Origin of the sequence: Agromyces humatus (genome assembly GCF_021228295.1) — a bacterium.
Taxonomy (GTDB): domain Bacteria; phylum Actinomycetota; class Actinomycetes; order Actinomycetales; family Microbacteriaceae; genus Agromyces; species Agromyces humatus.
Map to the genome: position 1 here is coordinate 274141 of NZ_JAJQPD010000006.1, position 14512 is coordinate 288652.

At 68.2% G+C, this 14512-nt stretch carries 15 protein-coding genes; 3 read left to right on the top strand and 12 right to left on the bottom strand.

The window, feature by feature from the left end; translation table 11 throughout:
* Nucleotides 1-90: 90 nt before the first annotated feature.
* From dapC to LSF15_RS12320, 4 genes are read right to left on the bottom strand one after another with little or no spacing between them, the layout of a single operon-like run.
* Nucleotides 91-1206 (bottom strand): succinyldiaminopimelate transaminase, encoded by a 1116-nt coding sequence (gene dapC, locus LSF15_RS12305; RefSeq protein WP_308188473.1) that lies wholly within the window; start codon nucleotides 1204-1206, stop codon nucleotides 91-93.
* A gap of 2 nt (nucleotides 1207-1208) precedes the next feature.
* A complete protein-coding gene (gene fdxA / locus LSF15_RS12310) occupies nucleotides 1209-1529 on the bottom strand; it encodes a ferredoxin (protein ID WP_231047122.1) in 321 nt (106 codons plus the stop codon).
* A gap of 39 nt (nucleotides 1530-1568) precedes the next feature.
* Nucleotides 1569-2072, bottom strand: a complete 504-nt coding sequence (locus tag LSF15_RS12315) for a hypothetical protein (RefSeq protein ID WP_232498825.1) — start codon at nucleotides 2070-2072, stop codon at nucleotides 1569-1571.
* Entirely contained in the window at nucleotides 2069-2527 is a 459-nt protein-coding gene (locus tag LSF15_RS12320) for a hypothetical protein (protein WP_232498826.1), read from the bottom strand. Before LSF15_RS12320 ends, LSF15_RS12315 begins: the two co-directional genes overlap by 4 nt.
* Nucleotides 2528-2666: 139 nt before the next feature.
* Between LSF15_RS12320 and LSF15_RS12325 the strand changes: the two genes are divergently transcribed.
* Nucleotides 2667-3482 carry an enoyl-CoA hydratase/isomerase family protein gene (locus tag LSF15_RS12325; RefSeq protein ID WP_232498827.1) on the top strand — a complete coding sequence of 272 codons (816 nt, stop codon included), beginning with the start codon at nucleotides 2667-2669 and terminating at the stop codon, nucleotides 3480-3482.
* A 147-nt stretch (nucleotides 3483-3629) separates the two neighbouring features.
* Here the strand turns inward: LSF15_RS12325 and LSF15_RS12330 are convergent, their stop codons facing one another.
* The 6 genes from LSF15_RS12330 to LSF15_RS12355 all read right to left on the bottom strand — a co-directional run bounded on the left by LSF15_RS12330 (nucleotide 3630) and on the right by LSF15_RS12355 (nucleotide 12159).
* Entirely contained in the window at nucleotides 3630-4427 is a 798-nt protein-coding gene (locus LSF15_RS12330; RefSeq protein ID WP_232498828.1) for a M23 family metallopeptidase, read from the bottom strand.
* A 214-nt stretch (nucleotides 4428-4641) separates the two neighbouring features.
* Nucleotides 4642-6564: a translational GTPase TypA gene (gene typA, locus LSF15_RS12335; RefSeq protein ID WP_232498829.1), complete on the bottom strand. Its 1923-nt coding sequence runs from the start codon at nucleotides 6562-6564 to the stop codon at nucleotides 4642-4644.
* Between the two features lie 239 nt (nucleotides 6565-6803).
* The gene (locus LSF15_RS12340; RefSeq protein WP_232498830.1) at nucleotides 6804-8522 is read right to left on the bottom strand and encodes a dipeptide ABC transporter ATP-binding protein; all 1719 of its coding nucleotides are present in this window, start codon (nucleotides 8520-8522) and stop codon (nucleotides 6804-6806) included.
* Entirely contained in the window at nucleotides 8519-9487 is a 969-nt protein-coding gene (locus LSF15_RS12345; protein ID WP_232498831.1) for an ABC transporter permease, read from the bottom strand. Before LSF15_RS12345 ends, LSF15_RS12340 begins: the two co-directional genes overlap by 4 nt.
* Nucleotides 9480-10406, bottom strand: a complete 927-nt coding sequence (locus LSF15_RS12350) for an ABC transporter permease (protein WP_232498832.1) — start codon at nucleotides 10404-10406, stop codon at nucleotides 9480-9482. Before LSF15_RS12350 ends, LSF15_RS12345 begins: the two co-directional genes overlap by 8 nt.
* Nucleotides 10407-10539: 133 nt before the next feature.
* Nucleotides 10540-12159, bottom strand: coding sequence for a peptide ABC transporter substrate-binding protein (locus tag LSF15_RS12355; protein ID WP_232498833.1), 1620 nt, complete (start codon nucleotides 12157-12159; stop codon nucleotides 10540-10542).
* 208 nt (nucleotides 12160-12367) lie between these two features.
* Here LSF15_RS12355 and LSF15_RS12360 point away from each other — a divergent pair, with 208 nt between their 5' ends.
* A complete protein-coding gene (locus LSF15_RS12360; RefSeq protein WP_232498834.1) occupies nucleotides 12368-13129 on the top strand; it encodes a CPBP family intramembrane glutamic endopeptidase in 762 nt (253 codons plus the stop codon).
* Here LSF15_RS12360 and LSF15_RS12365 read toward each other — a convergent pair.
* The gene (locus LSF15_RS12365; protein ID WP_232498835.1) at nucleotides 13071-13523 is read right to left on the bottom strand and encodes a hypothetical protein; all 453 of its coding nucleotides are present in this window, start codon (nucleotides 13521-13523) and stop codon (nucleotides 13071-13073) included. The two genes, LSF15_RS12360 and LSF15_RS12365, sit on opposite strands and share 59 nt — an antisense overlap.
* Before the next feature lie 241 nt (nucleotides 13524-13764).
* Between LSF15_RS12365 and LSF15_RS12370 the strand changes: the two genes are divergently transcribed.
* The gene (locus tag LSF15_RS12370; protein WP_232498836.1) at nucleotides 13765-13962 is read left to right on the top strand and encodes a hypothetical protein; all 198 of its coding nucleotides are present in this window, start codon (nucleotides 13765-13767) and stop codon (nucleotides 13960-13962) included.
* A 42-nt stretch (nucleotides 13963-14004) separates the two neighbouring features.
* On the opposite strand, the gene LSF15_RS12375 is transcribed toward LSF15_RS12370, so the two are convergent.
* The gene (locus LSF15_RS12375) at nucleotides 14005-14496 is read right to left on the bottom strand and encodes a COG4315 family predicted lipoprotein (RefSeq protein WP_232498837.1); all 492 of its coding nucleotides are present in this window, start codon (nucleotides 14494-14496) and stop codon (nucleotides 14005-14007) included.
* Between the last annotated feature and the right edge of the window lie 16 nt (nucleotides 14497-14512).

The window sequence follows — 14512 nt, forward strand, 5'->3', positions numbered from 1 at the left end:
AGCCCGAGATACAGCCTAGACGTGCCATCGGCACACTGTCGCATCCGCCAAGAGAATCGGCCATCCGTTGGAGAGGCGCACAGACGGATGCTACGGGCGCGCGGCCGCCCGCAGCCTCGACGCCGCAGCCTGCACGCGCTCGTCGGTCGCGGTGAGCGAGAGCCGCACGTGCTCGGGGAAGTGCACCCCGTAGAAGTGGCCCGGTCCGCCGACGATGCCGAGGTCGGCGAGACGGCCGATCGAGTCCCACGCGTCGCGACCCTCGGTGGCCCAGAGGTAGAGCCCCGCCTCGCTGTGGTCGATGCGGAACCCCGCCGCCTCGAGTGCAGGCTTCAACAGGTCGCGGCGCGCGCGGTAGCGCTGCTTCTGCTCGGCCACATGCACGTCGTCGCGAAGCGCCGCGATCATCGCGTGCTGCAGCGGCTGCGGCAGCATGAGCCCTGCGTGCTTGCGCACCGCCGTGAGCCGAGCGATCACGGTGCGGCATCCGGCGACGAACGCCGTGCGGTACCCGGCCATGCTCGACTGCTTCGAGAGCGAGTAGATGACGAGGGTGTCGCGACGGCTGTCGCCGACGACGCGCGGATCGAGCAGGCTCGGCACCGGGCCGTCGGTCCACTCACCCTGCCAGCCGAGCTCGGCGTAGCACTCGTCGCCGACGATGACGGCACCCAGCTCGAGCGCACGCTCGCGGGCTGCCCGGAGCTCGTCGACCGTGAGCACCCGCCCGTCGGGGTTGCCCGGGCTGTTGAGCCACACGAGCTTCGTCGCCGCGGGCCAGGAGGCGGGATCGTCGGAAGCCATCGCGGTCGCACCCACGAGCACGGCACCCATCTCGTAGCTCGGGTACGCGGCACGCGGATGCACCACCACGTCGCCCTCGCCGAGGCCGAGCAGGAACGGCAGCAGGGCGACGAGTTCCTTCGAACCGATAGTGGGCAGCACGTGCTCCGGCGTCAGGCCGGTGACCCCGCGTCGCCGCTCGAACCACTCGACGATCGCCGCCCGCAACTCATCGGTGCCGACGGTCGGCGGGTATGCGTGCGCATCGGTGGCCGCGGCGAGTGCCTCGCGCACGATCGCCGGAGTCCCGTCGACCGGCGACCCGATCGACAGGTCGACCACGCCGTCGGGATGCGCGGCGGCGCGCACCCGGAAGGGCGTCATGAGATCCCACGGGTAGTCGGGAAGCGCCGCACGCCCCACGATCAGTGCGCCTGCGGCGGCAGTGCGGCGATGACGGGGTGGTCCTTGGCGATGACGCCGACCTTCGCGGCGCCGCCGGGCGAGCCGATGTCGTCGAAGAACTCGACGTTCGCCTTGTAGTAGTCGGCCCACATCTCGGGCAGGTCGTCTTCGTAGTAGATCGCCTCGACCGGGCAGACCGGCTCGCAGGCACCGCAGTCGACGCACTCGTCGGGGTGGATGTAGAGCGAGCGTTCACCCTCGTAGATGCAGTCGACCGGACACTCGTCGATGCAGGCACGGTCTTTGACGTCGACACACGGCAGGGCGATCACATAGGTCACGGCTGTTCGGCGCTCCTTCGGAAGGGCTGGGATTCCAGTCTAGGCGTCTGCACGACCGTCGGCGGCTGGATGGCTGCCGGTGTCTGGGTGACGGGGTGTGTCGGGGCGTCGCCGGGCCGGCAGCTCGGGCCAGGCGACCACCAACACGGCGATGAGCGCGGGGGCGATGCTCCAGATGGTGCCCGAGAGGTCGCCGACCACCAGCACCGAGCCACCCGGACCCGGAAGCGTGAGCAGCGCGATGGCGATCACGACGCCCGCCGCCGCGGCGGCAGCCGTCGAACGGCCGGGCACGACGAGGCGGATGCCGAGGATGAGCGCCGTGACGCCCACGAGCGCGGCGACGAGGCCCCACGGGATCGCCACCTCGCCGATGCGCAGTGTGGCGCGGTGACCGATGGTCGCGACGGCGCCGTACAGGACCCCGATGGCGAGGGCGACCAGGAGGGTGCCGATGCGGCCGCCGACGGTTCCGCTCGACGCCTCGGCGGCGGTGCTCGACGACGAGCCAGACGACGACGGGGCGCTCGGTGCGACGCTCACTGCTGCGCCGGCTGCGGGGTGACGGTGTACGTGACGGTCTCGCCCTCGCCGGCGAGCAGCACGACGTGCTCACCGTCGGAGTACACGACCGCGCCGCCGCCACCGCCCGAGAGTTCGGTGTCCTTCGTGAATCCGGCGCCTTCGAGCGCGGCCGCTGCGTCGGCCATGGGGTCGGCCGCAGTCGAGTTGATGATCACGATCCAACCCTCTTCGCCACCCGCCCCCGCACTGAACCCGACCTCGCCCTCGATGAGCGGGATGGACTCGGGGAAGCCGGCGGGCAAATCCCCGCCGAGACTCACGTCGCCGCCGGTGGCGCCCTCGACGGCGTCTTCGACGCCCTGGTCGACGAGGTCTTCGACGGGGTTCGAGAAGCAGCCCGTGAGCAGCGCCGAGGTCAGGGCGGCGAGCGCTGCTGCGGCAGCGGCCCGGCGGGCGAATGCGGTGGTGGGCATGGTGGCTCCCTCATCGAGTGTGGCGGCGGCATCGAGCGACATCGGCCGGCCGCCGCTCCGATTCTACCGACGTGGGATGAGCCGACCCCATGCCGTAGCGTGGTGCCGACGCCCTGTCGCATGGAGAGGATCGACGACGATGACCGAGACCACGACCGATGACACCGCGGGCAGCACGGATGTGCGCATCGAGCGCGACGGCGCGATCGCGACGGTGATCATCGATCGTCCGAAGGCCCTCAACGCCCTCTCCCCCGCGGTGCTCACCGCCCTCGCCGAGGCATTCGGCGCCCTCGCCGCCGAGGGTGCCGCCGTGCGCGGCGTGATCCTGGTCGGCGCGGGCGGGCGCGCGTTCGTCGCCGGGGCCGACATCCGCGAGCTCGCGGGCTTCACGCCCGAGCAGGGCGAGGCGACCGCGTTGCTCGGGCATCGGCTCGCCGCCGTCATCGAGGCGCTCCCGGCGCCCGTCATCGCATGCGTCGACGGATTCGCGCTCGGCGGCGGCCTCGAACTCGCACTCGCCTGCGACTTCATCTACGCGACGGATGCCTCGGGGTTCGGCCAGCCCGAGGTGCGGCTCGGTCTCATCCCCGGGTTCGGCGGCACCGTTCGACTGCCGCGTGCGATCGGGCTCGCCCGCGCGAAGGAGCTCATCTACTCGGGGCGTCGAATCGGCATCGACGAGGCCGTCGAGATCGGACTCGTCGTGCGCCGGTTCCCCGACCGCGACGCCCTGCTCGCCGGTGCACGCGAGACGCTCGGCCTCGTCGCCCAGAACGCGGCACCGGCTGTGGGCCTCGCCAAGCGGGTGCTCGTCACCGCGACCGGCACGCCGACCGCGACCGCGAGCGGACTCGAGGTCGAGGGGTTCCGCGACGCGTTCCGCACCGACGACATGCACGAGGGGGTCGCCGCGTTCCTCGAGAAGCGCGAACCGGTGTTCACCGGGTCGTGAGCACTTCAGTGGGTTGAGGAGCGACGAAGGCGGTGGGTCGAGGAGGCGCGCAGCGCCCGTCTCGAGACCAGGGTCTCGAAACCCTCGCTGCGTGGCGAGCGGGTTTCGAGACGCTCGCTTCGCTCGCTCCTCAACCCACCGGATCGATCAGCCGACTCGCTCCGAGAGCCAGGCGAACCCGTCGAAGCGAACGCCGTCGGCGCCGAACATCTCGAGGTGCAGGTGCGGTCCGGTCGATTGGCCGGTCGTGCCGACGAGGCCGATCTGCTGACCGGCGGTCACGCGCTGCCCGACCGACACCGCGAGCGAGCCGTACTGCATGTGCCCGTACGAGCTCGTGATGAGCTCGCCGCCGATGTTGTGCTGCACCTCGACGAGCACGCCGAGGCCGCCGCCGTTCTCGGTGGCGGTCACGACGACGCCATCGGCTATCGACATGACCGGGGTGCCGTCACCGGGGTTGAAGTCGATGCCGTCGTGGAACGTCGAACAGCCGCCACAGGGAGCGCTTCGCGGACCGAAGCCCGAGGCACGGCGATCATGCGAGGTCACGGGCCACACGATGGCGGCGCCCTCGGCGATCGAGACCGATCCGCCGCTCGAGCCTGCGCTCGGGACCTCGACGACGATGGGCGGCGGGGCCGCTTCGACGTCGTACGACTCGGCGGCGAGCGTCGAGATCACGGCCTCCTCGCTGACCTCGAGTGCCTGCGGTTCGTAGCTCACGGTGTCTTCGCCGACGGGCGCGTAGACGGATGCGGTCTCGGTGCCGTCGGTCGCGGTGACCGCGAGTGCGGGCACGCTCGTGGCGAGCATCATCGCGGCGACGAACGACATGGCGAGGGCCGAGAACGTCGGGCGTACCGTGCGGCGGGGGCGGCGCTGGAGTCGGGGGCGGGCAGGGGCTGGGGCGGCCGCACGGCGGCCATGCATGGGGGAAGTCATCAAGCGTTACGTATCTGCGATCCGGGTTTCGAGGCGAGGAATTGCCTCGAGGTCGAGACAATCTCAGCTACCGTACGCAGTCATTCTGGGAGGTTCATGCGTACGTCATGCATTTCCGCCGAGTATCTGTGAGAGCGATCTCTGCCAACAACGGCGCGGGAACGCCGAAGCGGATGTCGCGGGCTCGGCCCGCGACATCCGCTTCGAGGCTCGCTCAGCCCTGCTTCTTGAGGCGCGACGTCGCGCGTGCGCGGGCGGTCGCGTCGAGCTCGACCTTGCGGATGCGCACCGCCGCCGGGGTGACCTCGACGCACTCGTCTTCACGGGCGAATTCGAGGCATTCCTCGAGCGAGAGCTGCCGTGACGGCGTCATCGACTCGAAGGTGTCGGCCGTCGAAGAGCGCATGTTCGTGAGCTTCTTCTCCTTGGTGATGTTCACGTCCATGTCGTCGGCGCGCGAGTTCTCGCCGATGACCATGCCCTCGTAGACCTCTTCGGTGGGGTTCACGAAGAAGGTCATGCGCTCCTGCAGGGCGATGATCGCGAAGGGGGTGACGACGCCGGAACGGTCGGCGACGATCGACCCGTTGTTGCGGGTGACGATCTGCCCGGCCCACGCGTCGTAGCCGTGCGAGATCGCGTTCGCGATGCCCGTGCCTCGCGTCGTGGTCATGAACTCGGTGCGGAAGCCGATGAGTCCGCGGCTCGGAACGATGAACTCCATGCGCACCCACCCGGTGCCGTGGTTCGACATGTTGTCCATGCGGCCCTTGCGTGCGGCGAGCAGCTGGGTGATCGCACCGAGGTACTCCTCGGGGGCGTCGATCGTCAGGTGCTCGTAGGGCTCGTGCGTCTTGCCGTCGACCTGCTTCGTGACCACCTGGGGCTTGCCCACGGTGAGCTCGAAGCCCTCGCGGCGCATCTGCTCGACGAGGATCGCGAGCGCGAGCTCGCCTCGGCCCTGCACCTCCCAGGCGTCGGGGCGGCCGATGTCGAGCACCTTGAGCGACACGTTGCCGACGAGCTCGCGGTCGAGGCGGTCCTTCACCATGCGGGCGGTGAGCTTGTGGCCCTTGACCTTGCCGACGAGCGGCGAGGTGTTCGTGCCGATCGTCATCGAGATCGCCGGCTCGTCGACCGCGATGATCGGCAGCGGGCGCACGTCGTCGGCGTCGGCGAGGGTGTCGCCGATCATGATGTCCTCGAAGCCCGCGACCACGGCGATGTCGCCGGGGCCCGCGCTCTCAGCCGGATACCGGTCGAGGGCCTTGGTGAGGAAGAGCTCGGTGACGCGCACGTTCTGCACAGAGCCGTCGTGCTTGACCCACGCGACGGTCTGGCCCTTCTTGATGGTGCCGTGGAACACCCGCAGCAGCGCGAGGCGGCCGAGGAACGGCGACGCGTCGAGGTTCGTGACGTGGGCCTGCAGGGGGTGCTCGTCATCGTAGGTCGGCGCCGGGATGTGCTGCAGGATCGCCTCGAAGAGCGGCTCGAGGTCGTCGTTGTCGGGCAGCTCGCCGTTCTCGGGCTTGTGGTGGCTCGCGGCTCCGTTGCGTCCCGATGCGTACACCACCGGCACGTCGAGGATCGCGTCGAGGTCGAGGTCGCCATCGGTTCCAGCAGACGCAGCGTCGTCGGCCAGGTCGGATGCGAGTCCGAGCAGCAGGTCCTGGCTTTCGGCGACGACCTCGTCGATGCGCGCGTCAGGACGGTCGGTCTTGTTCACGAGGAGGATCACCGGCATGTGGGCCTCGAGGGCCTTGCGCAGCACGAACCGGGTCTGCGGCAGCGGGCCCTCGCTCGCGTCGACGAGCAGCACGACACCGTCGACCATCGAGAGGCCTCGCTCGACCTCGCCGCCGAAGTCCGCGTGCCCGGGGGTGTCGATGACGTTGATCGTGACGGGGCTGCCGTTCGAGTGCACGCCGTTGTACGAGATCGCCGTGTTCTTGGCGAGGATCGTGATGCCCTTCTCGCGCTCGAGCTCGTTGGAGTCCATGGCGCGCTCTTCGACATGGGCGTGCTCGGCGAACGAGTGCGTCTGGTTCAGCATCGCGTCGACGAGCGTGGTCTTGCCGTGGTCGACGTGGGCGACGATCGCGACATTGCGCAGGTCGTTGCGGGTGGCGTTCGCCATGGTTCGGTCCTCTGGGATCGGTGGGCTTCGCGCAGCGCCCCGGCGGCCGCGACGGGCGGCACGATGGGAGCGCGGGAAGCGCTGTGTGAAGGTCTGTGGGAGAGCGCGAGACGCCGAATCGACGGCGCGCGCCGGTATAGCCTACCGTGCGCTCCATGCAGAAGCCTGCGAACGCCGAACGCCCGGCATCCGAGAGGACGGATGCCGGGCGTTCGCGTGCCGATCAACGGCGCCGAGAGCTATGCCCCGAGCGGGATGTTCGCGCCTGGGATGGCCGCGAGCAGGTCGCGGGTGTACTGCTCTTTCGGGTTGTCGAACACCTCGTCGGTCGTGGCCGCCTCGACCACGCGCCCCCGCTGCATCACGCAGACGTTGTCGGCGATGACGCGCACGACCGCGAGGTCGTGGGTGATGAAGAGGTACGTGAGGTTGAGCTCGGCCTGCAGGTCGGCGAGGAGTCGCAGGATCTGCGCCTGCACGAGTACGTCGAGCGCCGAGACCGCCTCGTCGAGGATGACGATCTCGGGCTTCAACGCGAGCGCCCGCGCGATCGCGATGCGCTGGCGCTGGCCGCCCGACAACTCGTTCGGGTACCGGCTGACGAGTGTGCGCGGCAGCGACACCTGGTCGAGCAGTTCGAACACCCGCTCACGACGCGACGCCTTGGTGCCGACCTTGTGCGTCGACAACGGCTCGGAGATCGTGTTGCCGATGTTGCGCAGCGGATTGAGCGAGCCATACGGGTCTTGGAAGACCGGCTGCATGCGGCCGCGCAGCGCGAACATCTCTTTGCTGCTCACCGTGGCGAGGTCGTTGCCGCCGACGACGATCTTGCCGCTCGTCGCGTCTTCGAGCTTCAGCAGCATCTTCGCCACCGTCGACTTGCCCGAGCCCGACTCGCCCACGAGCGCCGTGGTGGTGCCCTTCGCGATCTGGAACGAGACATCGTCGACGGCTGTGAACTCACCGGCACCGCGGATCTTGTAGACCTTGGTGAGGTTCTCGACGACGATCGCCGGCGGCTGGGCCGCGGCGGCCTCGAGGACTTCGGCGCGGTGCTCCGCGGTCGCGATCAGGTCGATCGTGTCGCCCGCGGCGGTCGCCGCATCGGCGGCCATCGCGGTCTCGGCCGCGGCGAGGCTGCCCGACGCCTGGATGCGACGCGAGGCGAGGCTCGGCGCCGCGGCGACGAGTCGCTGCGTGTACGGGTGCTGCGGGTTCTGCAGGATCTCGACCGACGGACCGGCCTCGACGACCTGCCCCTTGTACATGACGAGCAGCTGCTCGGCACGCTCGGCCGCGAGGCCGAGATCGTGCGTGATGAAGAGCAACGTCGTACCGAGTTCGCGGGTGAGCGATTCGAGGTGGTCGAGGATGACTCGCTGCACAGTCACGTCGAGCGCCGAGGTCGGCTCATCGGCGATGAGGAGTTGCGGGTTCGCCGCGAGGCCCATGCCGATGAGCACGCGCTGGCGCATACCACCCGAGAACTGGTGCGGGAACTGCTTCAGCCGACGGTCGGCGTCGTGCAGGCCGGCCTCTTTCAGCACCTCGATCGCGCGCTTCTTGACCGCCTTCCTGCCGGAGGCGATGCCGTTCGCACGGATCGCCTCCTCGACCTGGAAGCCGATCGACCACACCGGGTTGAGGTTCGACATCGGGTCTTGCGGAACGAACCCGATCTTGCGACCGCGGATCGACTCCATCTCGTGTTCGTTGGCCTTGGTGAGGTCTTGGCCGTCGAGCAGGATCTGGCCGCCCGAGATGAACCCGGTGCCGGGGAGCAGGTTGATGATCGCGTGCGCGGTCGTCGACTTGCCCGAGCCCGATTCGCCCACGATCGCGAGGCTCGAACCACGCTCGAGGGAGAAGCTCACGCCGCGAACGGCCTGCACCAGACCGGTCTGGGTGCGGAACGCGACCTCGAGGTCTTTGACTTCGAGAAGTGGGGTGCTCATCGCTGTGCCCTCGCCTTCGGGTCGAGGGCGTCGCGAATGACTTCACCCATCATGATGAACGAGAACACCGTGAGCGAGAGCGCGATCGACGGGTAGAGCAGCACCTGCGGTGCGGTTCGCAGCGTCGTCTGCGCCTGCGCGATGTCGTTGCCCCACGACATGAACGTGGAAGGCAGGCCGACGCCGAGGAACGAGAGCGTCGCCTCGGCCACGATGGCGCCTGCCAGCGCGATCGTGGTGATGACGATGACCGGGGCGATCGAGTTCGGCACGACGTGCGCCCACATGATCTTGAACCGCGGGACGCCGATCGCCGTGGCCGCGGTCACGAAGTCGGAGTTCTTCACCCGCAATATCTCGGATCTGAGCACGCGAGCGGTGACCGGCCACGCGAAGAGGCCGATCGCCAGCGAGATGACCCACACGTTCCGATAGTCGGCGAGGACCGACATGATGACCACGGCCGCGAGGATGTAGGGGATGGCGAAGAAGATGTCGCCGATGCGCGAGAGCAGGCCGTCGACCCAGCCGCCGTAGAACCCCGCGAAGGCGCCGAAGAGCACACCGAGCGTGAACACGAGCATCGTCACGATGATGCCGACCGAGAGCGACGTCGAAGCGCCGTGCACGATGCGCGACCAGACGTCGCAGCCCTGACGGGTGAACCCGAGCGGGTGCCCCTCGGTGGGTGCACCGTTGCTGTTGGCGAGCTGGCAGTTCGAGTTCGGCGGCTCGCTCGTGAACAGGCCGGGGAACAGGGCGATGAACACGATCACGAGGATCAGTGCCGCCGAGATCCAGAACATGGGGCGCCGACGCAGGTCGGCCCAGGCGTCGATCCAGAGGTTCGACGGCTTGCCCTCGGCCTTGATGGTGTCGATCGCCTCGAGCGGGGTCTCTTCGAGCGGAGCGACGAAGTGCTCGGGGCGCGGCTTGGATGTTGTCGTATCTATCGAATCAGGCATAACGGATCCTCGGGTCGAGAACGGCGTAGAGAAGGTCGACCAGCAGGTTCACGACGAGGTAGAGCAGCACCATGACCGTGACGAAGGACACGATGGTGGGGCCCTCGCCGCGAAGGATCGCCTGGAAGAGCGTGCGACCGACACCGGGCACGTTGAAGATGCCCTCGGTCACCGTTGCACCGACGAGCAGCGTTCCGAAGTCGGTACCCAGGTACGTGACGACCGGAATCAGCGAGTTGCGCAGGATGTGCACGGGGACGATGCGTCGTCGCGTGAGCCCCTTGCTGTATGCCGTGCGCACGAAGTCGAGTCCGGCCGTCTCGATCACCGATGACCGAGTGAGCCGCACGATCTGCGCGAAGCTGATGCTCGCCAGCACGATGGCCGGCAGGATCAGGTCTTCGAGCGGGGCACCGGCCCCGACGGTCGGACTGAACCAGCCGAGCTGGATCGCGAGGAAGTACTGGGCGACGAAACCGACGACGAAGATCGGGAGCGAGATGAGCACGAGGCTCACGCCGAGGCCGGTCGCGTCGAAGATGCCGCCCTTGCGCAGGCCGCTGATGAGGCCGACGAAGATGCCGAAGACCATCTCGATGAAGACCGCGAGCAGGGCAAGGCGAATGGTCACCGGGAAGGTGCGAGCCAGGACGTCATTCACCGACTGACCCGAGTAGGTGACGCCGAAGTCGCCCTGGAAGATGCCGATGAGGTAGTAGAAGTACTGAACGATGAACGGATCGTTGAGGTGGTATTGCTCGCGGATCTGGTCGATCACACCGGGCGCCGGCGGGCGGTCACCGTAGAGCGCCGCGATCGGGTCGCCCGGCATGGCGAAGACCATGAAGTAGATGAGGAATGTTGCTCCGAGGAGCACGGGGATGACTTGGAGGAGACGCTTACCGGTGTACCAGAGCATCAGCTCTCCTCAGTTGTTGTTGCTGAGAGCATTATGAACCGCAATCACAAGAATCGAGCATAGATCAGCAAGATGTCCGGGGCGTCTCCGCCCCGGACATCTTGCCTCAGGGATTATACAGACGGGTTACGTCTCAGCCCTTCGTGATCTCGGTGTAGAGCGGGACCGAGTCCCAGCCGAACACCACGTTGTCGACGGTCTCGGCCGAAGCGCCGGTCACGTTCGAGTACCACAGCGGGATGGCGGGGAGGTCCTTGAGCAGGACTTCCTGAGCCTCCTGGTACTTGGCGGTCGCCTCGTCGACGGCAGGCGCCGCGGCACCCTCGTCGAGCAGCGTCTCGAACTCTTCGCTCGAGTAGCCCTCGTAGTTCGACCCGGCACCGGTGCGGTACAGCGGCGCGAGGAAGTTGTACAGCGAGGGGTAGTCGGCCTGCCAGCCGGCACGCGTGCCACCGGTCAGCTTCGCGTTCGAACGGTCGTCGAGCGCCGCGGCGAAGGTCGGGTACGGCTTGCCGACAGCCTCGATACCGAGGGTGTTGGCGATGCTGTTGACGACCGCGTCGACCCAGGCCTGGTGGCCGCCGTCGGCGTTGTAGGCGAGGTCGAAGACCGTGTCACCGTAAGGCGCGATGGCGTCGGCCTCGGCCCAGAGCTTCTGCGCCTCTTCGGGGTTGAACTCGAGGACCTCGGCACCCGCGAGGCTGTCGGACCAGCCGTCGATGACCGGCGACGTGAAGTCGGAGGCCGGGGTGCGCGTGCCCTGGAAGATCACGTCGGTGATCTCGTCGCGGTTGATCGACATCGAGAGCGCGGCACGACGGAGCTCGCCCTCTTCGCCGCTCCAGTGCTCGAGGTAGTACGGCATGTTGAAGCCCTGGAAGATGGCTGCAGCCTGGTTGACCGCACGGTCGCCGAACTCGTCTTCGAAGGTCGCGAGCGCCGAGTCGGGCACTGCGTCGAGCACGTCGAGGTTGCCCGCCTGCAGGTCGGCGTACGCCGTGTCCTGCGAGGTGTAGAAGACGATCGTCAGGCCGCCGTTGACCGGCGTGCGAACACCGTCGTAGTCGGGGTTCGTCACGAGGTCGATCTTCTCTTCGTGCGTCCACGCGTCTTCGCCGGCGAACATGTAGGGGCCGTTGCCGACGGGGTTCTCGCCGAAGGCCTCGATGTCCTCGAATGCGACCTCGGGCAGCGGGAAGTACGCCGTGTATCCGAGGCGCAGCGGCCAGTCGGCCTCGGGCGCGACCAGGTCGACCGTGAAGGTCAGGTCGTCGACCACGTTGAGGCCGGTGAGTTCGCTGTCTTCGGTGTAGCTGAAGCCCTCGATGTTGTCGAAGAAGTACGAGGCGCTCTGCGCGTTGCTGTAGAGCGCACCATAGTTCCACGCGTCGACGAACGAGTTCGCGGTGACCGGCGAGCCGTCGGTGAAGGTCTTGCCTTCCTTGAGCGTGACGGTCCAGCTCTGCGAGTCCTCGGACTCGATCGACTCAGCCATGTCGAACTCGATGGCGCCCTCGGCGTCGTACGAGACGAGGCCCGCGAAGAGCGACGTCACGATCTTGCCGCCACCGGTCTCGGTGGTGTTGGTCGGGATCAGCGGGTTCTGCGGCTCGGAGCCGTTGGTCGTGATGATCGCCTCGGGGTCACCGGCCGGGGTCGAGGGCTCCGCTTCACCGGTCGAGCAGCCAGTGAGCGCAAGAGCGCCGGCGGCAGCAAGAGCAATGGCGGCAACGCCGAATCTCTTGATCTTCAATGTTCCTCCTGTGAGATGTGCGCGAGAGCAGGACGGTTCGTGGCCGCCTGAGCGCTTAGTGCCTTCGACAATACGAATCGTTCCTGAGACTTGCCAACTCGAGCCGGAAACCGTTACCGATGCGCAACCTTGCCGCTCGGCGACTGACGGATTCCGTCGTCGATACGCACGATTGTTGCGTTCTCACCCGCCATGCGATGATTGCGGCATGCGTTCCGACAGTCGACTGCGACTCGAGGTGGGCATCGTGCTCGGGCTCTCGCTGGGGGCAGCCGCCGTCTATTCGATCGTCTCGATCGTCGCTCGCGTCACCGATACTCGTCCGCTCGCCGAGCAGTCTGCGGCGCTCAACCAATCGCGATCGAGCCGCGAATGGCTCGACTTCACCTACCAGTTCCTCGATGTCTTCTTCGGACTGTTCGTCGTGGCGCTCGCACTCTACCTGCTCTGGCAACCCGGTCGCAGTCCGTTCCGCCGCATCGGCCTCGACTTCACGCGACCCGGCCGGGACGTGGCATCCGGCCTCGCGCTCGTCGCCGTCATCGGCATTCCCGGGATCGCCCTCTACGCCATCGGACGACTCGCGGGCTGGACCGTCGCGGTCGTCGCCTCACCGCTCGACGCACACTGGTGGACCGTCCCGATCCTCGTGCTCGCGGCGCTGAAGGCGGCGCTCACCGAAGAGGTGATCGTGGTCGGCTACCTGTTCACGCGGCTGCGCGAACTCGGCGTCGGCCCATGGGCGACCATCGTGTCGAGCGCGCTGCTGCGCGGCACGTACCACCTCTACCAGGGCTTCGGGCCGTTCGTCGGCAACGTCGCGATGGGGATCGTCTTCGGCTGGTGCTATCAGCGCTGGGGGCGCACCATGCCGCTCGTCATCGCGCACTGGATGCTCGACATGATCTCGTTCATCGGCTACCCGTTGGCGGTCGGCTGGTGGCCAGGGCTGTTCGCTCCGCCCGAGTAGTCAACAGACGTCGGATGCCCCTCACGAGACGCCGTCGCGGACGCGCACGCCTGGCGACGAGGTGCCGCCCCTGAGGTGCGGCCGCGACTGCCGCGACTGCCGCGGGCTGCTCGGGGAGCACGGTCACGGGTTCCACGACCTCTTCGTCGCCGCTCAGGTGCAGGCTGCGGCGCGACGGCGTGCAGATGATCGCGATCGTCTCGAGCCCGAAGAACCCGCCGCGTGCGAGGTCGGTCACGGCCTGCGCTCGACGCACCGCCTCAGCCGTGGCGGGGTCGCCCCGGTCGAGGTGCCGCAGCCGCTTCTCGATACCGGTGACGTCGGCCGTGGCGGCGCTCACTCCGATGAAGGCCACGATGAATCCGATGACCGTGAGGACGTCGAGGGTGAGCATGCTGCACCTCCCTGTGCGAATGATCCTCAGTTTATCGCGCAAACGAGTGCGGCGACATGGGTTCCGGAGGCGTGCTCGGGACGCGAACCGGTGCGTGAGGTCGGCATCGACGACGCACCCTGAACTCGGTGCACGCCCGGATGGGGCATTCGGGGCTGCCCGGATCCGCCACGCAGCGACCGCGACCAGCATGGGAGAGAACGCGGCCGATTTCCGCCGCACCGACGAAACGAACGGAACCATGGATCTCGCACGCGCCATCACCGCGGGCGGCCTCGCCGCCCGCCGGACCGACCGCCGGTTCACCGCGACCGAGGCGGAGGTCCGCGCTGCGGAGCGCCGCTCCCTGGATCGGCGCCTCGGTGCCGTCGCCGCAGCCGGCCGCCGTGAGTACACGGAAGCCGGCCGGCACGCGGCGCCCCGACCCGCGCGCGCCTGAGCGGCGCCCGACGCGCTCGCCGGGCGACCGCTCGGGCGTGCGTCAGCCGCCGATCTTCTCGCCGGCCGGTGTCAGCACCCACCAGACGTCCTGGACGCCCTGGCCGTTCGTGTCGCCGGCGGCCTCGTCGCCGATGAAGTAGTAGAGCGGCCATCCGTTGAGCGTGACCTGTGTGGAGCCGTCGACGCCCGTGATGGTGCCGACCTCGCCGGTCACCCCCTCGACCTCTGGGCTGTCGGAATCCGCGGTCACCGCGGGCCAGTTGGTCGCGCACTCGCCCTCGCAGACGCTCGCGTCGGCTCCCTGGGTGTCGTTGTCGAACATGTAGACCGTCATGCCCTCACCGTCGACGACGATCTCGCCGAGCGAGGACTGGGCCGTGGTGAGCGCGGCCGACGACGACTCAGCCGGCGCCTCGCTCTCGGTCGCGGTCGGGGTGTCGGCGGGCGGTTCCTCCGCTGCTGGTGTCGTACAGCCCGTGAGCGCGACGGCGAGAGCCGCGACGGCGAGTCCGGCTGCGATGCGCAGTTTCATGCGAAGACCCTTCTCT